This is a genomic window from Thiomonas sp. SCN 64-16, from assembly GCF_001725585.1.
Classification (GTDB): Bacteria; Pseudomonadota; Gammaproteobacteria; order Burkholderiales; family Burkholderiaceae_C; genus Thiomonas; species Thiomonas arsenitoxydans.
On the sequence record NZ_MEGQ01000042.1, the window covers coordinates 1 to 23236 of the forward strand.

Below are 23236 nucleotides of genomic sequence, written 5' to 3' on the forward strand. Positions count from 1 at the left end.
TTCGCTCACTCGATTTGCGTATTCCGGCAAAAGACCAGAGTACGGCAACCAATGCGCGCAGGAAAGAAGGCTGAGAAGGTGAGCTCAACGCATATTTCCTTGATGAAAAGAGAGCGACAGCACCCGTACTGATGGCCTGTCGCTCTCGTTCGTCAAAAACCGAGAACCTGTGCCTTGATCAGATAACCGAAGTAAATCGCCAAGGCAATACTGACCATAATCATCGCCGTTTTGAAATTCTGGCGGCGTTTTTCCGGGGGAAGTTGGCGATTACTCATATCTGATCTCAGTTATAGCCCAGCACGCGGGTGGCATCGGCATTCAGCTTGGGCGGGGTTTCATAAGTGTGGAACGGCGCCGGGGAGGGAACTTCCCATTCCAGACCTTCCGCACCTTCCCAGGGACGTTGAGGGGCTTTCTCGCCCTTGCCGCGCAACACCGGAATCACCACTGCGAACAGGAAGTAAGCCTGTGACAGACCGAACAGCCAGGCGCCGATGGTGGAGATCTGGTTGAAGTCGGTGAACTGCACCGGGTAGGCCACATAGCGACGCGGCATGCCAGCCAGACCCAGGAAGTGTTGCGGGAAGAAGGCGATGTTGAACGAGATCATCGAGGTCCAGAAATGGATCTTGCCTGCGGTTTCGTTGTACATCACACCCGTCCACTTGGGCGACCAGTAGTAGAAGCCCATGAAGATACCGAACAGCGAACCTGCGACCAGCACGTAATGGAAGTGCGCGATCACGAAGTAAGTGTTGTGCACCTGCGTGTCGATGGGCACCATGGCCAGCATCAGGCCGGTAAAGCCACCCAGGGTAAACACGAAAATGAAACCCACGGCGAACAGCATGGGAGTTTCAAACGTCATGGAACCGCGCCACATGGTGGCCACCCAGTTGAACACCTTCACGCCCGTGGGAACGGCGATCAACATGGTGGCGTACATGAAGAACAGCTGTCCGGTCGTGGGCATGCCCGCGGTGAACATGTGGTGCGCCCAGACCAGGAAGGACAGAATGGCGATGGAGGCCGAGGCGTACACCATTGAGCTGTAGCCGAACAGACGCTTGCGGGCGAAGGCCGGGATGACGGAGCTGACAATACCGAAGACCGGCAGAATCATCACGTACACCTCGGGGTGGCCGAAGAACCAAAACAGATGCTGATAGAGCACCGGGTCACCGCCGCCGGTGGCACTGAAGAAACTGGTGCCGAAGTGGCGGTCAGTCAGGGTCATGGTGACAGCGCCAGCCAGCACCGGCATGATGGCCAGCAGCAGGTAGGCGGTGATCAACCAGGTCCAGACGAACAACGGCATTTTCATCAGCGTCATGCCAGGGGCGCGCAGATTGAGAATGGTCACGATAATGTTGATCGAGCCCATGATCGACGAAGCGCCCATGAGGTGGATGGCGAAAATCACCAGATCCATGCCCATGCCTTGCTGCAGGGTGAGCGGGGCATACAGCGTCCAGCCCACACCCGGTGCGCCGCCTGGCACGAAGAACGAGGCCGTCAGCAGAATGCCTGCGGGAATCAGCAGCCAGAAGCTGAGGTTGTTCAGCCGCGGGAAGGCCATGTCGGGGGCACCGATCTGCAGCGGAATCATCCAGTTGGCAAAGCCCACCAGCGCGGGCATGACCGAACCGAAGATCATCATGATGCCGTGCATGGTGCCGAAGGCGTTGAACAACTCAGGGTTCAGCAGCCAGACATAAGGTTTCCACAACTCGGTGCGAATCGCCAGGGCCAGAATGCCGCCCTCGAACAGCATCCACAAGGCAAACAGCAGATACATCGTGCCGATGTCTTTGTGGTTGGTGGACATCAGCCAACGGCGCCAGCCGTGCGGATGTTCGTGGGCATGATCACCGGCGTGAGCCGATGGCGGTGCGTGATCGATGACTGCGCTCATAGTGCTTTCCTTTCCTGCCATTCCAGAAAATGTTGATACTTCGTTCTAAACTCGGCCGCTTTTAGGGTTTGTCTCTCACCACACCGGCTCAGGTCTTGCTGGGCGCCGCGCCGTCGGCTGGCGGGGTGCTGTCGGGATGCGCCTTTTTCCACTGCGCGACCCATTGCTCGTATTCGGGCATAGTCACGACCTTGATCACGATAGGCATGAAGGCGTGGTATTTGCCGCAAATCTGGGCGCACTGCCCGTAGTAGGTGCCGGTTTTCTCGGCGGTGAACCAGGTCGAGCGCACAAACCCGGGAATCGCATCCATCTGCACACCTAGCGAGTTGACATAGAAACCGTGCAGCACGTCATCCGAGGTGGTAACAATCTTGATCTTTTTGTCCACCGGCACGACCAGTTCGTGATCGACGGCCAGCACGAAGTTGCTGGGCAGATCCTTGCCTTCGTAGATTTCCGAATAAGGCGTGGTCAGCGTGGACCAGAAAGAAATGCCCTTGCCCGGACCGGCCATGTAGTCGTAGCCCCACTTCCACTGCGCGCCCGTCGCCTTGACGGTCATGAAGGAATCGCTGTGGTTTTCCTGCGCGATCACGGTACGGGTCGCCGGAATCAGGATGGCAATCACGATCAGAATAGGGATAATCGTCCAAGCAATCTCGACCTTGGTGCTTTCATGGAAGTGGGCCGCCACGGCACCCTTGGATTTGCGGTGTTTGTAAACCGAATAGAACATCGCCCCGAACACCACGATACCGATCCCCAGACAGACCCAGAGCATCATGTCCATCAGGAATTTTTCCTGTTTGGCGATGGGCGAAACCGGGTTCTGGAAATACAGCCCCAGCACCTGCGGCCCACCCGGCAGACTTTCCACTGCGGCATGGGCCGCGCCCATGACGCCCAGCAGCGATGCTGCGGTGGCCAGACGGATTTGATGTATTGCTTTCATGTCGCCCCACTCTAAGAATTGGTCTCGTCCCTAAAACACTTCAAAGGGCCCGCAACGCGGCCCTCAAATCTTTTGCCAGCACGGCACGCCGCTCGGGGCGCGAATACCGGCCGATGTAAACCGTGCGACCAGCCGAAGACACTTCAACCAGCCCGCTTTCTGGCAGCGACACCCGCACCCAATGCGGATTGAAGCTGACCGACTGCACCACACCCGCGTTTTCCCACTCGACCTGCAACTGCTGCGTCGACAGACGCACTCGTTCGCGGTCCGTGGCATGACGCCCATACACCACCAGCGCCAGCGCCACCGACCCCAGCTCAATGCCGGTGAACGGCAACACCAGCGACCCGCCCACGTCCCACGCGATAGACGCCACGATCAGCGACACCACGCACAGCGAGGCGTAAAACACAATCAGCTGTCGCGGCGACATAGAGCAGTTGCGGCGGAACACCCAGTCGCGCATCCAGCCCTCGCCCGCCTCCCGATCAGGCGCTTGGCCAGACGACTGCTCAAGCGCCACCTCAGCCTCGGCTGCAGGGACATCCTGCGGCGGGAGGTTGGATGCGCTTTGCGGAAGATCAGCGTGGTGCATTTGCGTCAATCGGGGTCACAACCCGGCATCTGAGCCAAGCCATGACGGGTCTATATGAGTGAGCGATTATAGGTGCGACAGAATGACGCATCGAAAATCACGGCATCAGTTGATCTGATTTTGCGTGAGATCAAGATGGGCGCGTTACATTTCGATCCATCTATGTGACCGCCATCCATCGCGACGATTTGCCGCAGTTTTAGCCCCGATGGGTACGGGTCGGCAATCCGGGTTGACGCGCAGTGTTGCGCAATTGCTCGACGCCGAAAGTGGCCTCTCCAGCCCGTGCCCGCTCGGTGCGCGGGCGAAAAGCGTGCCCATAGACCAGTTCGAAGGTCAGGGTGACGCGGCCATCCGCCTGCGCTGTGGCATTCAGGGCATCGACCAACGCCTGCCAGGCCCGCGGCGTGCGCAGGCCCCGCGAATGCGCGGCGTGAGGCACGGCGCCGAGGGCACGCAGCTCGGTCAGCGCCGCCTGCGCCGACGGCCAGGTCATGCGCACCATCTCCATATCCATCACCGGGTCGGCAAAACCGGCCTGCACCAGTTCGTCGCCCAAGTCGTGCATGTCGGTGAACGCCATGGGCTGCGAGGAATGGCCGAGGGTACGGCATACCTCGCCAAGCTCCTTGAGCGTGTCGGGCCCGAAGGTGGTGAAAAACAGCGCCCCTTCGGGCTGAAGCTGCCGCCGCCAGGCTTCGAGCACCCGCATGCGGTCATGGTGCCAATCGAGATAGAGGTTGGACCACAGCACGTCGGCCTGCGCGGGGTATTCGGGGTCTGCCGCATCCACCGCCTGCACTTGCACCCGGCTGGGCCGCCCGAACCAACGCGCCAGCCCCGCACGAGCAAATCGCTTCGAGGCCAGTTGCGCCAGCAGGGGCGAGGGCTCGTAGCCCAGAATCTGCGCGGCGGGATACTGCTTTTGCAGCAAGTCGAGCCCATCGCCCCAGGCACAGCCCGCGTCGAGCACGCGCTGCGCCTGCGCCCGCAACAAGGGCAGACGTTCGGCCATGCGGCGCGCGGCTTCCTGCCAGATGTAGGGCGCGGGCCAGCGCGCCAGGCGATCACGCGCGCAGGCCGCAGCTGCCAGCCATCGGGCCTGTTGTTGTGCGGCAAAGAATTGATCGGGGCGATCCATCAGCTTTATTCAAGGGACTGCGACGAAGGCGGCGACACCGCAGGCGCGGGCGATATAGTGCGGCGATGTCCGCACTCGAGCGTCCTATTTTGCCTGCCTCGCGCTGGTCTGCGCTCTGGCCCGGTCGCTGCGCCCATTGCGACGCCCGCAGCAGTCAGCCGCTGTGCGACGATTGCCTGCAAGAAGACTTGCCCCTGCGTCCACGCTGCCCGCGCTGCGCGGTGGCGGTGGCGCACGACGGGCAGGTCTGCGGCCAATGTCTGCTGCACCCCCCGCTGTGGGCGGGCGCCCTGGCGCTGGGCGACTATCGATTTCCCAACGATCGGTTCATTCTGCGCATGAAGTTCGGCGCAGAACCCGCGCTGGGCCGGTGGTTTGGCGACCTGCTCGGTGCGCGCTGGGCGCAAGGCGACATGCCGCTGCCCGACCACATTCTGCCCATACCGCTTTCGCGCGAGCGCCTGCTGGAGCGCGGCTTCAACCCCGCGTGGGAAATAGCGCGGCGCATCGCTGCCACGCTGAATCGCCCTGGCGATGCCTACGCGCTGCAGCGGCTGCGGCATAGCGCCGCGCAAAGCAGCCTGCCGCTGCACGCGCGCAGCCGCAACATCCGCGGCGCCTACGCCTGCGATACACGCTGGGATGGCCAGACCCTGCTGCTGGTGGACGATGTGATGACCTCCGGCGCCACGCTGCATGAAGCCACCCGGGTGCTGCTGCGCCAGGGCGCCGCTGCGGTCTGGGTCGCCATTGCCTTGCGCACTCCTCGCGATTCCAATCCCTGATCTTTCGCATTGCGACCCATGTTCCACATCGTTCTTGTCGAGCCCGAAATTCCGCCCAACACCGGCAACGTCATCCGCCTGTGCGCCAATACCGGCTGCACCCTGCACCTGGTTGAACCGCTGGGTTTTTCGCTGGATGACAAACAGCTCCGCCGCGCCGGGCTCGACTATCACGAATACGCCACGCTGCAAACGCACGCCAGTTGGGACGCGTTGATGCAAACGCTGCAGCCGCGCCCCGAGCGCCTGTTCGCTTTCACTACGCGCGGCAGTCGGTTGATCGGCTCCGTGCGCTTCGAGCCGGGCGATTATTTTGTCTTCGGCGCCGAAACCCGCGGCCTGTCCGACGCGGTGCGCGAGCAATTCGCCCCGACGCAACGGCTGCGACTGCCCATGCGCGAAGGCCAGCGCAGTCTCAATCTGTCGAACTCGGTCGCTGTCGCCGTGTTCGAAGCCTGGCGACAGAACGGCTACGCCGGTGGAATTTAAACTCAGGTGATGGACGAGAAGTCGGGCTTGCGTTTTTGCAAAAACGCCATCATCGCCTCGCGCGCGGCCGGTGCGCCCAGCAGCGCCTGAAACACCGCCTCCTCCGAGCGCATGCGCGCCAGCACGGCCTGCGGCCCCTGATCGCCCAGGCCTTTGAGCAGGCGCTTGGTCGCCCGCACCGAGGGCGCAGGCAGACGAGAGAATTTTTCGGCCTGCGCTACGGCAAATTCACGCAGATTTTCGATAGGCAGCACGCGGTTGACCAGGCCCATGCTCAAGGCCTCGGCGGCGTCGAACGGTTCGCCCAGCAAGAGCTTTTCCGCCGCGCGCTGGTACCCCGCAATCTGCGGCAGCAGCAGGCTGGACGCCGCCTCGGGGCACAGACCCAAATGCACGAAGGGCAGCACGAACTGCGCGTCATCGGCGGCATAGACCAGATCGCAATGCATCAGCAGCGTGGTGCCCACGCCGACGGCAAAGCCTTGGGCGGCTGCGACCAGCGGTTTGTCCAACCCGGCGAGATGGCGCAAAAACTGCAGCACCGGCGCCTCCTCACCCTGCGGCGGTGCGGAGAGAAAGTCCTGCAGATCGTTGCCCGCGGTGAAGCTGCCGCCTTCGCCTGCGATCAGCACCGCCTTGACATCCGCGTCGGTCGCGGCGCGTTCGAAGGCCTCGTTGGCTGCCTCGTACATCGCCAGGGTCAGCGCATTCTTTTTTTCGGGGCGATTGAACACGATGTGCAGCACCCCGCTGCGCAATTCCACCTGCACCTGACTCATGATGTTGTCTCCCAATTAAAAACCCGGGCGCGTCAGCCCGGGCCTTGGCCGAAGGGCTGCAAACGGCTGCGATCAGACGTTTTCGAAAATGCCCGCAGCGCCCTGCCCCGTGCCGATGCACATGGTCACCATACTGTATTTGGCCTTGCGGCGACGCATGCCGTAGATCGCCGTGGCCGCGCGAATTGCGCCGGTGGCGCCCAGCGGGTGGCCCCAGGCGATCGCGCCGCCCAGCGGGTTAAGCACCTCGGGGTTGATGCCCAGATCTTTCACCACGGCAAGCGACTGCGCGGCGAAGGCTTCGTTGAGTTCGATCCAGCCGATGTCGTCGAGCTTGAGCCCGGCTTTTTCCAGCGCCGCAGGAATGGCGAACTTCGGGCCGATGCCCATGATCTCGGGCGGCACGCCGCGCACGGCAAAGCTGACGAAGCGCGCCAGCGGCACGAGGTTGAACTGTTTGAGAATCTTGTCGCTCACCAGAATGAGCGCGCCCGCGCCGTCCGAGGTCTGCGAGCTGTTGCCCGCGGTCACGCTGCCCTTGGCCGCGAACACCGGCTTGAGCCGGGCCAGCGCTTCCAGCGTGGTGTCGGCACGCGGACCTTCGTCCACGGTCATCTTGCGCGTCTTGATGTCCACCTCGGCCGTGCCCAGGCGGGGAAACTTTTCAACGATGTCCAGCGGGGTGATTTCTTCGTTGAACTCGCCTGCGGCAATGCCTGCCAGCGCCTTTTGGTGCGAGGCCAGCGCGAAGGCATCCTGCTCCTCGCGGGTCACCTTCCACTGCTGCGCCACCTTCTCGGCCGTCATGCCCATGCCGTAGGCGATGCCCACATGCTCGTTGTTGGCAAAGATGGCCGGATTGAAGCTGGGATGAAAACCGCCCATGGGCACACGGCTCATGCTCTCGGTGCCCCCGGCGATCATCACATCGGCCTCGCCCACGCGGATGCGGTCGGCAGCCATCTGAATGGCCGTGATGCCCGACGCGCAGAAGCGGTTGACGGTCACGCCGCCCACCGTGTCGGGCAGGCCGGACAGCAGCGCGCCGATGCGTGCCACATTCATGCCCTGGTCGCCCTCGGGCATGGCGCAGCCGATGATCGCGTCTTCGATCAGCTTGGGATCGAGGTTGGGAACCTGCGCCAATGCGGCACGGATGACGTGCACCAGCAAGTCGTCGGAACGATAGTTTTTCAGCAGCCCGCGAGGGGCCTTGCCCACCGGGGTGCGGGTGGCGGCAACGATGTAGGCGTCTTGAACTTGTTTGCTCATGTTGTTCTCCTGGTGGCGGATCAGTTACGCACCGGCTTGCCGGTCTGCAACATGCCCATGATGCGTTCCTGGGTCTTGCTTTGGCCGAGCAGTTCGCAAAAGTGCTTGCGTTCCAGCGCCATCAGCGTGACCTCGTCGGCCGGGGCGCCCTCTTCCACATCGCCGCCGCACAGCACGGTGGCGATGCGGGTGGCGATTTCGTCGTCGTAGGCGGAGATGAAGCCGCCGTCGCGCAGGTTGACCAGTTGCGCGCGGATGGTAGCGATGCCATTGCGTCCGAGCACCGGGAAAGTCTGGCCCGGCATCGGCGGACGATAGCCCGCGTCGAACATCGCCCGCGCCTGACCCACCGCCACATGCAGCAGTTCATGGGCATGCATGACGATGGCGTCGCTGGGCAGCAGATAGCCCAGATTGCGGCTTTCCAGCGCCGACTTGCCTACCGTGGCCATGGCCGCGGCCTGGAAGCCCGTCTTGAGGAAATGCAGGATGTCACCGCCCTGCGCCTGCTCTGCAGCACGTCGCGCCAGGTAGGTAAGGCCGCCGCCGCCCGGAATCAGGCCCACGCCCATTTCCACCAGGCCCATATAGCTCTCGAAATGCACCACGCGCTTGGCGCAGTACACGCTCAGCTCAGTGCCTCCTCCAAGGGCGATGCCGCTGACTGCGGCCACCACCGGCACCTGGGCGTAGCGCAGGGTGAGCATCAGATCCTGCAACTTTTTTTCTTCCGGCTCGATGGCCTTGGGGCCACCGGCCATGAAGGCGGGCATCATCGACTGCAGATCGGCCCCGGCACTGAACGGCCCGCCCGCGAGCGAGGTCGGCTGCCAGACCACTACGCCCTTGTAGCGGCCTTCGGCCAGTTCCACCGCCTGGTGCAGCCCGGAGATGACCCCGGGGCCAATGGTGTTCATCTTGGTCTTGAAGCTGGCGACCAGCACATCGTCGGCGCCGGGAGCCGTCCACAGGCGGATCGACTCATCTTCAAACACGGTGCTGCCCGCGGTGCGCAGGTCGGGTGCGTTCTCGCCCAGCACGGCCTGCTTGAACGGCTGGCGGGCATAGACCGGCAGCTTAGAGCGGCCGATGTAGGCGTTCTTCGCCGCCGAGTAAGAACCCTCGGGTTTATGCACGCCGTCCACCTGGCTCACCCAGGCGGGCAGCGGTGCGCTGCACAGCGTCTTGCCTGCGGCGATGTCTTCGCTGATCCAGTCGGCGATCTGCTTCCAGCCTGCGGCCTGCCAGCTTTCGAACGGGCCTTCGTTCCAGCCGAAGCCCCAGCGGATGGCGAAGTCGAGATCGCGGGCGTTGTCGGCAATGTCGGCCAGATGCAGGGCCACGTAATGCCACACGTCGCGGAAAATGCTCCACAGGAATTGCGCCTGCGGATTGCTCGATTCGCGCAGCAGCTTGAAACGCTCGGCCGCGGGTTTTTTCAGCATGCGCACCACGATCTCGTCGGCCTTGCCGCCGCCCGGCACATAGTCGCCCTTGGCGGGGTCGAACTTCAGAATGTCGCGCCCGACTTTTTTGTAAAAACCGGCGCCACTCTTCTGCCCCAACGCGCCGTTGGCGACCAGCGTAGCCAGCACGGGCGGGGTGGCATAGAGTGCAGCGAAGGGGTCTTTATCCGCGGGCAGGGTGTCCTGCATGGTCTTGATGACGTGGGCCATGGTGTCCAGGCCGACCACGTCGGAGGTGCGGAAGGTCGCGCTCTTGGCACGGCCGAGTTTGCTGCCGGTGAGGTCGTCGATGACGTCAAAGCCGAGACCGAATTTCTCACCCTCCTTGATCACCGCCAGAATGGAGAACACGCCCACGCGGTTGGCGACAAAGTTCGGCGTGTCCTTGGCGCGCACCACGCCCTTGCCCAGGGTGGTGGTGAGGAAGGTTTCGAGCCGGTCGAGAATGGCGCCGTCGGTGTCTGCGGTGGGGATGAGTTCCACCAGATGCATATAACGCGGCGGGTTGAAGAAATGCACGCCGCAGAAGCGGCGGCGCAATTCGGCGTCGAACCCTGCCGACAACGCGGTGATCGACAGGCCCGAGGTGTTGGAGGCGAAGATGGTGTTCGCGCCCAGATGCGGCGTGACCTTTTTGTATAGATCGTGCTTCCAGTCCATGCGCTCGGCAATGGCCTCGATCACCAGATCGCAGCCCTGCAGCAGTTCGAGATCGGTCTCGTAGTTGGCTTCGGTGATCAGGCCGGCCTCGGCCGCGTCGCCCAGCGGCGCCGGGCTGAGTTTCTTGAGGTTGGCCACGGCCTTGGTCACGATACCGTTCTTGCTGCCTTCTTTGGCAGGCAGGTCGAACAGCACCACCGGCACCCGGGCGTTGATGCAATGGGCGGCGATCTGCGCGCCCATCACACCAGCGCCGAGAACGGCGACTTTGCGGATGTGTATCGTCTGTGTCATGTCAGCTCCTTCGGGGGATTCAGGCGAACACCGCCTCGGTGTCCATCAAGTTCTTTGCGCCACTGCGTGCCATGCGGATCGCGGCGGCGGATTCGGGATACAGGCGCCCGAAGTAAAAGCGCGCCGTCTGCAGCTTGGCTTGGTAGAAGGGCGAGTCGTCGCCTTCAGCAATCTTGCGCTGCGCCACCTGCGCCATGCGGGCGAAGGCGTAGGCAAACACCACATGACCGGCCACGCGCAAATACGGCACGGCGGCCGCGCCGACTTCGTCCTTGTCGGCCATGGCCTTCATGCCCAGTTCCATGGTGAGTTTTTGCACCTTGTCGGCCAGATCGGCCAGCGGGTTGACGAACTCTTGCATGGCCTCGTTCACGCCCTCTTGTTCGATGAAATCGGTGATGATCTTGCCAAACTTGCGCAGCCGCGCCCCGCCGTCCATCAACACCTTGCGGCCCAACAGGTCGAGCGACTGAATGGTGTTGGTGCCCTCATAGATCAGGTTGATGCGGGCATCGCGCACGAATTGCTCCATGCCCCATTCGCGGATGTAGCCGTGCCCGCCGAACACCTGCAGGCATTCGTTGGTGGCCTGCAGACCGTTGTCGGTGATGAAGGCCTTGACGATGGGGGTGAGCAACGAGACCAGGTCGTCGGCGTCCTTGCGCACCTCGGCGTCCGGGTGGTGCAGCGACTGGTCGAGCAGCAGCGAAATCCAGTAAGCCAGAAAACGTCCGCCTTCGGCCCAGGCGCGCGCGGTGAGCAACATGCGGCGCACGTCGGGGTGCACCAAAATGGGATCGGCCGGTTTGTCGGGCGCCTTCGGCCCGGTGAGGGCACGCATCTGCAGGCGGTCGCGGGCGTAGGCCAGCGCGTTTTGATACGCCACTTCGGTGAGGCCAAGCGACTGCATGCCCACGCCGAGACGGGCGCCGTTCATCATCACGAACATCGCGGCCAGGCCCTTGTTGGGCTCGCCCACCATCCAGCCGGTGGCGTCTTCCAGCGTCATCTGGCAGGTGGAGTTGGCGTGAATGCCCATCTTGTGCTCGATGCCGGAGCAGAAAATGCCGTTGCGCTCGCCCACGCCGGCATCGGCGGTCGGCACGAACTTGGGCACGATGAACAGCGAAATCCCCTTGCTGCCTTCGGGCGCACCCGGCAGCTTGGCCAGCACCATGTGAATGATGTTGTCCGCCAGGTCGTGTTCGCCGCTGGAGATGAAAATTTTCTGTCCGGTGAGCTTGTAGCTGCCGTCGTCTTGCGGCACGGCCTTGGTGCGAATCAGGCCGAGGTCGGTGCCGCAATGCGGCTCGGTCAGGCACATGGTGCCGGTCCACTCGCCCGCAACCAGCTTGGGCATATAGAGCGCCTTCTGCTCGGCGCTGCCATGCGCGTTCAGCAATTCGGTCACGCCCTGCGTCAGGCCGGGGTACATGGTCCAGGCCTGGTTGGCGGCGTTCTGCATCTCGTGCACCGCGCTGCCCACCAGGTGCGGCAGGCCCTGGCCACCGAATTCGGCGTCCGCCGTCAGCGAAGTCCAACCGGCCTGCACGAACTGATCCCACGCCGCCTTGAAACCCTTGGGCGTGGTCACGGTGTGCGTGGCGGCGTCGTAATGGCAGCCCTCGGCATCACCGCTGGCGTTGAGCGGCTGCAGCACTTCGCTGCAAAACTTGCCCGCCTCTTCGCACACTTGGTTGATCAGGTCGGCATCGACCTCGGCATACGGCGGCAGCTCTTTGAGCAGAGTTGTGGCGTCGAGCACTTCGTGCATGACGAACTGCATATCGCGCAAGGGCGGGTTGTATTGGGGCATATCTGTCTCCTGAAAATCGTGAATCGAAAAACGGGCTGAAAATGGGCTGAAAATGGACTGGAAACGCGCTCAATGGGGGGCGGAGTCGCTTGCGGAGTGCTCCTTGGCCAGACAAGGCAAAAGCAGGGGCAAGCCTTCGGACGTGGCGTGGTCGCGCAGCAGCGCGTCAAGACTGCGGCAGGCCAGTTCCAGGCTGTTGGGCAACCTGAGCAGCCGGGCATCGTGATGCAGCGCCAGGATGTAGCCGTGAATCTGGAACATGAGCTGTTGCGGATCGGTGTCGGGCTTGAGATGGCCCATTTCGATCGCCTGCACGATGGCGCGGCGCACCGCGTCGTGCCAGGTCTGGATCATGGCGACCAGCGCATCGCGCACTGTGCCTGGGCGGTCGTCGAATTCGACCGCGCTGGAGATGTAGATGCAGCCGGTCTCCATTTCCACGCTCACCCGCTGCAGCCAGCGCTGCACCATGGCCGCCAGACGCGGCATGCCCCGCGGCTGCTCGATGGCGCGGTAAAACACCTCCTGCTCGAACTGGTCGTGATAGTGGCGGATAACCGCGATCTGCAACTCTTCGCGCGAACCGAAATGCGCGAACACCCCTGATTTGCTCATTTCCATCCGGTCGGCGAGCACCCCGATGGACAAGCCCTCCAGGCCGATGCGCCCGGCCATCTGCAGCGCGCAGTCGACGATGGCCTGCCGCGTCTGCCGCCCCTTGGCCGAACCACTGCCGACTGGCTCAACTGGCGGGCTTGCGCTCACGCCGCGCTTTGCCACCGCTTTTACCGCCGTTTTGGCGCCCGCCGTGCGGTGCGGCGCTCGGCGCGGAGAGATCGGGGAGTGGCTGACGGTCATTTTTGTCGTGTGCGGAAGGGGTTGATAAAAAACGAACGGTCGTACTATTTCCGATTATCGGCACTTTGTCAACCGCAAACTGCGATCAGGGGATTTGCCGCCTAAACTCGCGGGCTGACTCCCTGACTTCAAAAACCGTCGCCATGCCCGACTCTTCCAACGCAGTCTCCGCCCAAGACACCACCGTGCGCGCCGCCTGCCCGCACGACTGCCCCGACACCTGCGCCCTGCTCGTCACCGTGCGAAATGGCGTGGCCATCAGCGTGCGCGGCGACCCCGACCATCCCACCACGCACGGCGCGCTGTGCGCCAAGGTCTCGCGTTATACCGAGCGCACCTACCACCCAAACCGCTTGCTGCAGCCGATGAAGCGAGTTGGCCCCAAAGGCAGCGGCCAGTTCGCCCCGGTGAGCTGGGACGAAGCGCTGGACGCCATCGCCGAGCGGCTCAAGGAGATTGCCGCCCGTGACCCGCAGGCCATCCTGCCCTACTCCTACGGCGGCACGCTGGGTTTCGTGCAGAGCGAAAGCATGGCAGCGCGCTTTTTTCACAAGCTCGGTGCCAGCCTGCTGGACCGCACCATCTGCTCCACCGCGGGCGAGGCCGGACTCAAGGCGGTGATCGGCGGCAAGATGGGGATGGACGTGGAGCAGTTCAAACACAGCAAGCTCATCCTCATCTGGGGCAGCAACAGCATCACCAGCAATCTGCATTTCTGGACTTACGCGCAGCGCGCCAAACGCAATGGCGCCAAGCTGGTGTGCATCGACCCCTGGCGCAACGACACCGCCGAGAAGTGCCACGACCATGTGCAACTGCGTCCCGGCACCGACGCCGCGCTGGCCTATGCCTTGATGCACGAACTCATTGCGCACGACTGGCTCGATCACGACTACCTCGCGCAGCACACCGTAGGCTTTGCCGCCCTGCGCGAGCGCGCGCTGGAGTGGCCGCCCGAGCGCGCCGCCGAGGTCTGCGGCGTACCCGCCGAGCAAATTCGCCAACTGGCGCGCGACTACGGCACGCTCACCCCGGCGGCCATCCGCATGAATTACGGCCTGCAGCGCGTGCGCGGCGGCGCCAACGCGGTGCGCGCCATTGCCTGCCTGCCGGCGCTCGTGGGCGCCTGGCGGCACGATGCCGGCGGGCTGCTGATGTCGAGCTCCAATCATTTCGCCGCCAACGGCGCCGCGCTGGAACGTCCCGATCTGCTGGCCGGACGCACCCCGCGCACCCTCAATATGGTGACTATCGGCGACGATCTGCTGCGGCCGGGCTCAGCCGAATTCGGCCCGAAAGTCGAAGCCGTGATCGTCTACAACAGCAATCCGCTGGCGGTTGCGCCCGAGGGCGACAAGGTGCGCGCCGGTTTTGGCCGCGACGATCTGTTCACCGTGGTGCTGGAGCACTTCCAGACTGATACCGCCGACTACGCCGACTACCTGCTGCCCGCCACCACCCAGCTCGAACATCTCGACGTGCACAAGGCCTACGGCCATCGCTACTGGATGGCGAACAACGCCGCCATCGCCCCGCTGGGGCAGGCCAAGCCGAATACCGAAATCTTCCGGCTACTGGCCGCGCGCATGGGCTATACCGAACCGTGCTTTGCCGAGAGCGATGAGCAGATCGCAGCGCAAGCCATCGCGCCAGATCCGCGCAACGGTGGCATCACCTGGGAGCAATTGCGGGCCAGCGGCTGGGCCAAGCTGCCGGGCGCCGCCGCCCCGTTTGCACACGGCGGCTTTCCCACGCCTTCGGGCAAGTGCGAATTCTGGTCACAACGCGAAGCGGATGCCGGGCGCGACCCCTTGCCCGAGGTGCTGCTGCCCTACGAGTCTGTCGCCTCTGCACCGGAGCTCGCCACGCGCTACCCGCTGGCGATGATCTCGCCCCCGGCGCGCAACTTCCTCAACTCCAGCTTTGTCAACGTCGACAGCCTGCGCAATCTCGAAGGCGAACCGCTGCTGCTGCTCCACCCGGATGATGCTGTAGCGCGCGGCATTGCCGACGGCCAGATGGTGCGCACCTTCAACGACCGCGGCGCCACCCTCACCCGCGCCCGCCTGAGCTCGCGCACCCGCCCTGGCCAGATCGTCGCTTTAGGCATCTGGTGGCGCAAGCTCTACGCCGATGGCAACAACGTCAATGCCCTCACCCACCAGCGCCTGACCGATCTGGGCAATGGGCCGTGCTTCTACGACTGCCTGGTGGAGGTAGCCGCAGCGTGAGCGAGTCAGCGCCGCTGCGCTTTGACGCCGAAAACACCTTCGCGGCATTCGAAGGTCTTTGGTGCTCGGGCCAGCTCAGCGTCGCCGACATTGCCCGCCTGCCTGCTCTGGGCGTGGCCACGGTCATCAACCTCGCGCTGCCGACGTCTTCCAAGGTCTTGTCCGGCGAAGCCGAGCAGGTGACGGCCTTAGGAATGAACTATGTGCACATCCCGGTGCTGTGGGACGCGCCGAAACCTGTGCAGTTTGAGCAGTTCGCCGGGGTGATGGCTGCGCTCGGGCAACAGCCCGTCTGGCTGCATTGCGCAAAAAATATGCGGGCCTCGGCCTTCGTCTATCTCTACCGCCTGCTCATTCGTGGCGAAACTGAAGAACAAGCGTCGTGGCCGATGTCGCAGATCTGGGCACCGAACCCGGTCTGGCAGCAGTGGATCAGCGCAGTGCGCGCGGCACACTGCCGCAGCGCAGCGCACTGAATCTCTGCCAAGCGTCGAAACCGCGCTCAAACCCCCGCGCGCTTCATCGACGCCAGGAAGGTCTTGGCATCCTCGAATCCCACCACGCGGCCCACTTCCTTGCCGCTCTTGAAAAAGATGATGCCCGGCGGGCCGAACAGTTGGAAACGCTTGAGCAACGCCTTGTCGTCGGCGGTGTTGTTCGTCACGTCGGCCTGAATCAGCGTAAAGCCCGCCAACTGTTGCGCCACTGCGGGATCGGTGAAGGTGAAGTGCTCCATCTCCTTGCACGACACGCACCAATCGGCGTAGAAGTCGAGCATCACGGGCTTGCTGCTGCTGGCGACCACACGGTCGAGATCAGCCACCGTGTGAATGCGCTGAAACTGCACCGCGGGCGCGGCGCTCACCGCGCCCGCTGCGCCGCCGCCCAGCCCGGCGAGCGGCTGCAGCAGATTACGGTTGCCCGCCGCCAGGCCGACGATCAGCGCCGCGCCCGCCACGGCCAACGCCACGCCAAAGCCCTTGAACAGCCGCCTCCAGCCGGAAACCTCATCGGGCAGCCGGTCAAACGCCCGCAGGAAGCTGGCGCTGATGAGCAAAAGCAGCGCCCACAGCACCATCAGCAGCCAGGTCGGCAGAACCGGGGCGATCATGTACAGCGCGGTGGCGATGAGCAGCACACCGAAGAAGGCCTTGACGCCATCCATCCATCCGCCCGCCTTGGGCAGCAAAGTGCCCGCGCCCAGACCGACCAGCAGCAAGGGCACGCTCATGCCCGCCGCCAGCGAGAACAGCGCCACCCCACCGATGAGCGCGTTGCCGGTCTGGCTGATGTAGAGCAGCGCCCCGGCCAGCGGCGCGGCCACGCAGGGCCCGACGATGAGCGCCGAAATGCCGCCCATGATGAAAACCCCGGCGAAGTGTCCGCCCTGCATCTTGTCGGAGGTGGACGACAACTTGCTCTGCAGACTGCTGGGCACTTGCAGTTCGTAGAAACCGAACATCGACAGCGACAGCACCACGAGCAACAAGGCGAAGACCGACAGCACCCAGGGGTTCTGCAACGAGGCCGCCAGCCCTTGGCCCAGCAGACCGGCCGCCACGCCAAAGGCCGTGTACACAATGGCCATGCCCAGCGAATAGGCCACGGCCAGGGCGAAGCCGCGCCCGCGGGACACTTTGTCGCCCTGCCCCACGATGATGCTCGACAGAATGGGAATCATCGGCAGCACGCAAGGCGTGAAGGCCAGCAGCAGACCGAACACCAGGAACATGGGAATGATGCTGAGCAGGCTGCCCGACGCCAGCGCCTGACCAATGCGCGACGAGTCGCCACCCTGGGCGACAGCGGCCGCAGCAGCCGGGGCGGCGACGGCCGATGCCGTTGCAGCCGGAGCTGGCGCGGTCGTGGCAGAGGCCGAGGCCGCCGCCGGTTGTGCTGCGCTGGCGCCAGCCATCAAGCCCTGTACCAAGCCGCTGGCTCCGCTGCCGCTTGCCGCGGGTGCGCTACCGCTTTCGTCATCGGGTTCGGAAATGCTCACCGTTCCGTTGCCGCCAAACCCGCTGAGACTGACGGTGGCGAGCTTTTCGATCGGCGGATAGCAAAGCCCCGCGTCGGCGCAGCCCTGATACGTCACCAACATCTTGAAGGTGGCCGGCGCCTTGAGCACGGGCAGGGGAATCGGCACCACACCGCGGTAGTGAAACACCTCGTGGCCGAGGTTTTTATCGAAAATTTTGTGCGCCGGAGGAAATTCTGGCTTGCCGAGTTCCACGCCCGGCGTCTGTGACTCGAAATGAAACCGCTCCTGGTACAGGTAATACCCGTCGTACGCCTTGAACTGCAGCAGCACCGTTTTGCCATCCTGCACTTTGGCGGTGAACTGGAAGGCTTCGTCCGGCGGCAGGAAATCGGCCTGCTGAGCGTGCGCCACGGGCTGCAAAACGTCGGCCCAGAGCAGGAAAAAGCCCAGCAGAGCCCGACTGAGCCCTGCCCAGAAACGCGGTGCTCGCGAAGTGGATGGAATGCTGTGGCCCATGAACGGTCTCCCTTGTCTTATCGTTTGGTCGCGTGCCGCGTGAAATCCTGACAGCCCGTCAGGCGTCGCGCAGCGCGTGGAAGTTGAAATATAAGTCCAGTGGCATATTTGAATGCCTTAGGGCTTGCCCTGCTGCACTCGCTGAATTACCCGGCATCGACGCTGGGGGGCTCTCAGGCCCGAAAGCGTCTCTGCGTCAGCGTGCGCGCCACCCACCAAGCCATCAGCAAATCAAACACCAGCACGGCCAGATGCAGCCCCGCCTGCGGGTCGAATTGTCCGAAAAACAGCGGGCGCACCAGTCCGACTGCGGCGTTCAGGGGCAGCACCTGCGCCAGCCACTGCAGCGGCTGCGGCAGCGCGGTCAGCGGAAAATAAACGCCGGATAGAAACGTCATCGGCGTGAGCACTAGGGTGAAGTAGTAGGTGAAAAAATCATAACCGCGCGCCTTGGCGTTGACGATGAGACCGATGGCGGAAAACACCAGCCCGGTGAGCAACAGCAAGGGCAGCGCGATGAGCAGCGTCCACTGCCGGCTAATGCCCAGAACCACGATGACCGCAAGAATGGCCACGCCGCTGAACACGGACTTGGTCGCTGCCCAGGTGAGTTCGCCCAGCAGCACGTCGTCGAGAGAGGTGGGGGTGACGCGGATGGCGTCCCAGGTTTTTTGCACATGCATGCGTGAAAACGCGGAATATAGCGCCTCGAAACTCGCGGCCATCATCACACTCATGCAGATCGCGCCGGAAGCGAGAAACTGGATGTAGGGCACGCCATGTACCGTGCCGACCAGGGCGCCCACGCCAAACCCAAAGGCCAAAAGGGTGATCAGAGGCTCCGCGATATTGCCGATCAGGCTGGGAATGGCGAGCTTCTTCCACACCAGAAAGTTGCGCTGCCAAATGGGGAAGAAGCGCCACCTGTGGCGCTCGAGCAGAGTGAGATCAGACATGGTGCATCGGCAGGTCGGGCGCTCGCGTCGTCAATCGCGCAGTTGCCGCCCGGTGAGTTTGAGGAAAACGTCTTCGAGATTGGCGCGGCGGTGCAAAACCCTCAGGCCAGGCAGCGCCTCCAGCGCGCGCAAGGCCTCGGCGCCATGCGTCATGTAGGCGAACAAACCATCTCCGCTGCGCTCCATGCGTTGCACATGCGGGCGCAGCAATTGCTCTGCGGCTTCGAGCCCCTCGCCGTCCATCTCGATGACTTCGGCTTCGACCTGGGCGGCGATCAGGCCGCGGGGCGTGTCTTCCGCAATGCGGCGGCCGTGGTCGAGCACCAGAATGCGATGACACAGGCGTTCGGCCTCGTCCATGAAATGAGTCGTGAGCAGCAGCGATTTGCCCTGCGCCGTCAGCACCTTGAGACGCTCCCAGATCAGGTGGCGGGCCTGCGGATCGAGGCCGGTGGTCGGCTCGTCCAGAAAGATCAGGTCCGGATCATTGACCAGCGCGCGTGCCAGACTCAGCCGCCGCCGCATGCCCCCGGACAACTCGCTGATACGCGCCCGCGCTTTTGATTCGAGCGCGGCGAACGCCAGCAACTGCGGCAGCCGCGGACGCAACTCGGCGTCGCGCAAGCCGAAGTAACGACCAAAGACCAACAGGTTTTCTTCCACCGTGAAGTCGGGATCGAGGCTGTCGAACTGCGTCACCACCCCCACACGCAGGCGGGCCTGCCGGGCCGCCTGCGGCACGGGCTGCCCCATCAGCCGAATCTGCCCGCGATCGGGCCGGGCCAGGCCGAGGCAAAGTTGAATGGTGGTGGTTTTTCCGGCGCCGTTAGGGCCGATGATGCCGTAACACTCGCCGCGCGACAGCCGCAGACTCAGGCCATCGACCACCTGCAGCCGCCCATAGCTTTTATAGACCTGATCGAGTTCAAGCAGCACGGAGGGTGCGGGTGTTTCGGGCAAGCGGGCAGTGCTTTCTGGCATGGGGGACATGCTACGGGCTCACTGTGAAAACTGCTCCGGCCATGAAAAACGCCAGCAACTGCTGGCGCTTTTCAGGATGACGGCGAGAGGGCCCGCCGTTGCTCTTGGATTCAGCCCGGTTTACTCCGACTTGTCTTCGGCCGGCGCGGCGTCCACATCGGGCCGGTCAACGAGTTCGATCAGAGCCATCGGCGCGTTGTCACCCACGCGAAAACCGAACTTCAGCGTGCGCGTGTAACCGCCCGGACGAGTCTGGTAACGGGGACCGAGCACGTTGAACAGCTTGGCCACAGAGTCCCGGTTGCGCAAGCGGTCAAACGCCAGACGGCGATTTGCCAGCGAGGGCTTTTTACCCAGGGTGATCAGCGGCTCAACCACGGCGCGCAATTCCTTGGCCTTGGGCAGCGTGGTTTTGATGGCCTCGTGCTCGATCAGCGAATTGGCCATATTGCGAAACATGGCCTTGCGATGGCTGGAGGTGCGATTGAGTTTGCGAAGTCCGTTTCCGTGACGCATGGTGCTTTCCTTTCCTTATGAATCAGGCCAGCCGGATCAGGTACTGGCCCTGCATTGCCGGGTACTCCACCCGGCGAAACTTGTCATCAAAAAACTTGTAGTCAACGCGCTTGATCAACCAGGTTTGCTCAGCGCTTGTCCAAGCCGCTGGGCGGCCAGTTGTCGAGCTTCATGCCCAGCGTCAGCCCGCGCGCGGCGAGCACTTCCTTGATTTCGTTGAGCGACTTGCGGCCCAGGTTGGGGGTCTTGAGCAGTTCGGTTTCGCTACGCTGAATCAGGTCGCCGATGTAATAGATGTTCTCGGCCTTGAGGCAGTTCGCCGAGCGCACCGTCAGTTCGAGCTCGTCAACCGGGCGCAGCAGAATCGGATCGTAAGTCTGTCCACCCGCAGCCGCCTCGGCGGCCTCGGTCGTCTCGGCGCCTTCCAGGCTGGCGAACACCGACAACTGCTCAACCAGAATGCGCGCAGACGAACGAATGGCTTCTTCCGCGCTGATCACGCCGTTGGTCTCGATTTCCATGACCAGCTTGTCCAGATCGGTACGCTGCTCCACGCGGGCGCTTTCCACGGCATAGCTGACGCGGCGCACCGGCGAGAACGAAGCGTCGAGCACGATATGGCCAATGCTCTTGCCGCCTTCTTCGCCGAAATTACGCAGGGTACCGGGGACGTAGCCACGACCCTTTTCGACCTTGATCTGCATGTCGAGCTTGCCGCCTTGTGACAGATGCGCGATCACGTGATCTGGATTGACGATCTCGACGTCGTGAGGCGTCTGAATGTCGGCAGCAGTCACTACGCCTTCGCCTTCCTTGCGCAGCGAAAGGGTGACTTCGTCACGGTTGTGCAGCTTGAGCACCACACCCTTGAGGTTGAGCAGCACGCCGATCACATCTTCCTGCAGGCCGTCGACCACGGAATACTCGTGGAGCACGCCGTTGATGCTGACCTCGGTCGGCGCGTAACCCACCAGCGACGACAGCATGACGCGGCGCAGCGCGTTGCCAAGGGTGTGGCCATAGCCGCGCTCGAAAGGTTCGAGCACCACTTTGGAACGGTTGTGACCGAGAGATTCGACCTGAATCGACTTGGGGCGAAGAAGTGCAGTTTGCATAAGGCTTCCTGTTCAATACCCTCCGCACGTTACGCGGATAAGGCTGAGGTGAGCGGCCGCTGCCAGCGTGGCAAGGCGCGAACACACCCCGGGACTCCGGGGCGTGGATAAAATTAACGCGAGTACAACTCGATGATCAGCGACTCGTTGATGTCGTTGCCAAATTCATCGCGGTCCGGGGCCTTCTTGAAGACGCCTTCCATCTTGGCGCCATCCACCTGCACCCAGGCAGGGAAACCATTCGACTCAGCCAGTTTCACAGATTCCTGGATGCGGACCTGATTGCGCGACTTTTCACGCACCGCGACCACATCGCCCGTCTTCACCAGCGCCGAGGGGATATTCAACACCTTGCCGTTGACAGTGATCGAGCGATGGCTGACCAACTGGCGCGCTTCAGCGCGGGTCGAGCCGTAACCCATGCGATACACCACATTGTCCAGGCGCGATTCCAGCAGCATCAGCAGATTGGTGCCGGTATTGCCAGAGCGGCGTTGCGCTTCTTCGTAATAACGGCGGAATTGGCGCTCAAGCACGCCATACATCCGCTTGACCTTCTGCTTTTCACGCAGTTGCTTGCCGTAGTCGGACGTGCGGGCGCCTGAAGTGCGGCCGTGCTGACCGGGTTTGGTCTCGAGCTTGACCTTGGAGTCGATACCGCGGCGTGCGCTCTTGAGAAAGAGGTCTGCGCCTTCGCGGCGGGTGAGTTTGCCTTTGGCGCCAATAAAACGAGCCACTTGGAATTCCTTTCAATACTGCCATGCCGTGAATTGCATGGGAGCCCGAACAATCGGGCAGTGGGCTTGAAAACGCGCCCAGGGCCGACTAGACGACCAAAGGGCGCGGGGATAGTTCTACAAATCAGTGCAACAAAAATTCAACAAAGCCTACCGACAAAACCAATCAACAAAATCAGACGCGGCGACGCTTCGGCGGACGGCAGCCGTTGTGCGGGATCGGCGTCACATCTTCGATGAGCGTGACCTTGATGCCGAGGTTGTTCAGCGCGCGCACTGACGACTCACGCCCCGGGCCCGGGCCTTTGATGAAGACTTCCAGGTTCTTGATGCCGTATTCCAGCGCCACACGGCCCGCCTGCTCGGCAGCAACCTGCGCCGCAAACGGGGTGGATTTGCGCGAACCCTTGAAGCCTTGCGCACCCGAAGACGATGCCGACAACGCGTTGCCCTGACGGTCGGTGATGGTGATGATGGTGTTGTTGAACGACGCGTGAACGTGCGCAATGCCGTCAGAGACGTTCTTGCGAACCTTCTTACGTGCGCGCTGGGCTGCGGAGTTCTGGGAAGACGGTTTAGCCATTTGCGATGTTCCTTACTTATTTCTTCAGCGTGATGCTGCCCTTGCGCGGTCCCTTGCGGGTGCGGGCATTGGTGCGGGTGCGCTGACCACGTACGGGCAGACCGCGACGATGGCGGAAGCCACGATAGCAACCCAGATCCATCAGGCGCTTGATGTTGACGGAGATCTCGCGACGCAGGTCACCCTCGATGGTGAGCTTGCCAATGGCTTCGCGCACCTTCTCCAAGTCAGCGTCGGACAGATCCTTGATCCGCTTGTTGTAGGGAACGCCCGAAGCATCACAAATGGCGCGCGCGGTGGTGCGACCAATGCCGTAAATCGCCGTGAGGCCGATTTCGGAGTGTTGATGTGGCGGAATGTTAATACCAGCAATACGTGCCATTGAATACCTCGAACTTCAAAAAATGATTTGGGCTCAACCCTGGCGCTGCTTGTGACGCGGGTCGGTGCAAATCACACGCACAACACCTTTGCGACGAATAATCTTGCAATTACGGCACATTTTTTTAACCGATGCGCTCACTCTCATGATGATCCTCTCTTGCTATTACTTGGCACGGAACACAATCCGCGCACGTGACAAATCGTA

At 62.9% G+C, this 23236-nt stretch carries 23 protein-coding genes; 4 read left to right on the forward strand and 19 right to left on the reverse strand.

What is annotated here, in order from left to right; all coding sequences use genetic code 11:
• Nucleotides 1-152 precede the first annotated feature (152 nt).
• The 5 genes from ABT24_RS11775 to ABT24_RS11795 all read right to left on the reverse strand — a co-directional run bounded on the left by ABT24_RS11775 (nt 153) and on the right by ABT24_RS11795 (nt 4612).
• Nucleotides 153-278: a hypothetical protein gene (locus ABT24_RS11775; RefSeq protein ID WP_013124088.1), complete on the reverse strand. Its 126-nt coding sequence runs from the start codon at nt 276-278 to the stop codon at nt 153-155.
• Nucleotides 279-286: 8 nt separating this feature from the next.
• Nucleotides 287-1918 carry a cytochrome c oxidase subunit I gene (ctaD, locus tag ABT24_RS11780; protein WP_013124089.1) on the reverse strand — a complete coding sequence of 544 codons (1632 nt, stop codon included), beginning with the start codon at nt 1916-1918 and terminating at the stop codon, nt 287-289.
• An 88-nt stretch (nt 1919-2006) separates the two neighbouring features.
• Nucleotides 2007-2873, reverse strand: coding sequence for a cytochrome c oxidase subunit II (gene coxB, locus ABT24_RS11785; protein WP_013124090.1), 867 nt, complete (start codon nt 2871-2873; stop codon nt 2007-2009).
• A 40-nt stretch (nt 2874-2913) separates the two neighbouring features.
• Nucleotides 2914-3471: a DUF2244 domain-containing protein gene (locus ABT24_RS11790; RefSeq protein WP_276731289.1), complete on the reverse strand. Its 558-nt coding sequence runs from the start codon at nt 3469-3471 to the stop codon at nt 2914-2916.
• A 199-nt stretch (nt 3472-3670) separates the two neighbouring features.
• Nucleotides 3671-4612, reverse strand: a complete 942-nt coding sequence (locus ABT24_RS11795; RefSeq protein WP_276731286.1) for a methyltransferase domain-containing protein — start codon at nt 4610-4612, stop codon at nt 3671-3673.
• A 65-nt stretch (nt 4613-4677) separates the two neighbouring features.
• On the opposite strand from ABT24_RS11795, the gene ABT24_RS11800 reads away from it, so the two are divergent.
• Together ABT24_RS11800 and trmL are read left to right on the forward strand one after the other, a co-directional pair.
• Nucleotides 4678-5397: a ComF family protein gene (locus ABT24_RS11800; RefSeq protein ID WP_276731285.1), complete on the forward strand. Its 720-nt coding sequence runs from the start codon at nt 4678-4680 to the stop codon at nt 5395-5397.
• Nucleotides 5398-5415: 18 nt separating this feature from the next.
• A complete protein-coding gene (gene trmL / locus ABT24_RS11805) occupies nt 5416-5886 on the forward strand; it encodes a tRNA (uridine(34)/cytosine(34)/5-carboxymethylaminomethyluridine(34)-2'-O)-methyltransferase TrmL (RefSeq protein WP_276731283.1) in 471 nt (156 codons plus the stop codon).
• Between the two features lie 2 nt (nt 5887-5888).
• On the opposite strand, the gene ABT24_RS11810 is transcribed toward trmL, so the two are convergent.
• The 5 genes from ABT24_RS11810 to ABT24_RS11830 form a co-directional block, all read right to left on the reverse strand.
• Nucleotides 5889-6665, reverse strand: coding sequence for an enoyl-CoA hydratase (locus ABT24_RS11810; RefSeq protein ID WP_276731281.1), 777 nt, complete (start codon nt 6663-6665; stop codon nt 5889-5891).
• A 72-nt stretch (nt 6666-6737) separates the two neighbouring features.
• Nucleotides 6738-7937, reverse strand: coding sequence for an acetyl-CoA C-acyltransferase (locus ABT24_RS11815; protein WP_013124096.1), 1200 nt, complete (start codon nt 7935-7937; stop codon nt 6738-6740).
• Nucleotides 7938-7957: 20 nt separating this feature from the next.
• Nucleotides 7958-10357 (reverse strand): 3-hydroxyacyl-CoA dehydrogenase/enoyl-CoA hydratase family protein, encoded by a 2400-nt coding sequence (locus ABT24_RS11820; protein WP_276731275.1) that lies wholly within the window; start codon nt 10355-10357, stop codon nt 7958-7960.
• Nucleotides 10358-10376: 19 nt separating this feature from the next.
• On the reverse strand, nt 10377-12173 hold the full coding sequence (locus tag ABT24_RS11825; protein WP_276731272.1) for an acyl-CoA dehydrogenase C-terminal domain-containing protein: 1797 nt from the start codon (nt 12171-12173) through the stop codon (nt 10377-10379).
• 69 nt (nt 12174-12242) lie between these two features.
• A complete protein-coding gene (locus tag ABT24_RS11830) occupies nt 12243-12938 on the reverse strand; it encodes a TetR/AcrR family transcriptional regulator (RefSeq protein WP_276731269.1) in 696 nt (231 codons plus the stop codon).
• A 236-nt stretch (nt 12939-13174) separates the two neighbouring features.
• On the opposite strand from ABT24_RS11830, the gene ABT24_RS11835 reads away from it, so the two are divergent.
• Entirely contained in the window at nt 13175-15262 is a 2088-nt protein-coding gene (locus ABT24_RS11835; protein ID WP_276731267.1) for a molybdopterin-containing oxidoreductase family protein, read from the forward strand.
• Nucleotides 15259-15738, forward strand: a complete 480-nt coding sequence (locus ABT24_RS11840; RefSeq protein ID WP_276731265.1) for a protein tyrosine phosphatase family protein — start codon at nt 15259-15261, stop codon at nt 15736-15738. Before ABT24_RS11835 ends, ABT24_RS11840 begins: the two co-directional genes overlap by 4 nt.
• 26 nt (nt 15739-15764) lie before the next feature.
• Here ABT24_RS11840 and dsbD read toward each other — a convergent pair whose 3' ends face one another.
• The 9 genes from dsbD to rpmJ all read right to left on the reverse strand — a co-directional run bounded on the left by dsbD (nt 15765) and on the right by rpmJ (nt 23176).
• A complete protein-coding gene (dsbD, locus tag ABT24_RS11845) occupies nt 15765-17759 on the reverse strand; it encodes a protein-disulfide reductase DsbD (RefSeq protein WP_276731262.1) in 1995 nt (664 codons plus the stop codon).
• 173 nt (nt 17760-17932) lie between these two features.
• Entirely contained in the window at nt 17933-18715 is a 783-nt protein-coding gene (locus ABT24_RS11850; protein WP_276731260.1) for an ABC transporter permease, read from the reverse strand.
• Between the two features lie 30 nt (nt 18716-18745).
• The gene (locus ABT24_RS11855; RefSeq protein WP_423837837.1) at nt 18746-19696 is read right to left on the reverse strand and encodes an ATP-binding cassette domain-containing protein; all 951 of its coding nucleotides are present in this window, start codon (nt 19694-19696) and stop codon (nt 18746-18748) included.
• A gap of 120 nt (nt 19697-19816) precedes the next feature.
• Nucleotides 19817-20212, reverse strand: coding sequence for a 50S ribosomal protein L17 (gene rplQ, locus ABT24_RS11860; protein ID WP_013106889.1), 396 nt, complete (start codon nt 20210-20212; stop codon nt 19817-19819).
• Between the two features lie 128 nt (nt 20213-20340).
• Nucleotides 20341-21327 (reverse strand): DNA-directed RNA polymerase subunit alpha, encoded by a 987-nt coding sequence (locus ABT24_RS11865; protein WP_013124106.1) that lies wholly within the window; start codon nt 21325-21327, stop codon nt 20341-20343.
• Between the two features lie 113 nt (nt 21328-21440).
• A complete protein-coding gene (rpsD, locus tag ABT24_RS11870; RefSeq protein ID WP_156053451.1) occupies nt 21441-22064 on the reverse strand; it encodes a 30S ribosomal protein S4 in 624 nt (207 codons plus the stop codon).
• Nucleotides 22065-22239: 175 nt separating this feature from the next.
• Nucleotides 22240-22647 carry a 30S ribosomal protein S11 gene (gene rpsK, locus ABT24_RS11875; RefSeq protein ID WP_013106892.1) on the reverse strand — a complete coding sequence of 136 codons (408 nt, stop codon included), beginning with the start codon at nt 22645-22647 and terminating at the stop codon, nt 22240-22242.
• Nucleotides 22648-22663: 16 nt separating this feature from the next.
• A complete protein-coding gene (rpsM, locus tag ABT24_RS11880; protein WP_013106893.1) occupies nt 22664-23029 on the reverse strand; it encodes a 30S ribosomal protein S13 in 366 nt (121 codons plus the stop codon).
• A 33-nt stretch (nt 23030-23062) separates the two neighbouring features.
• Entirely contained in the window at nt 23063-23176 is a 114-nt protein-coding gene (gene rpmJ / locus ABT24_RS11885) for a 50S ribosomal protein L36 (RefSeq protein WP_013106894.1), read from the reverse strand.
• Nucleotides 23177-23236: the final 60 nt, after the last annotated feature.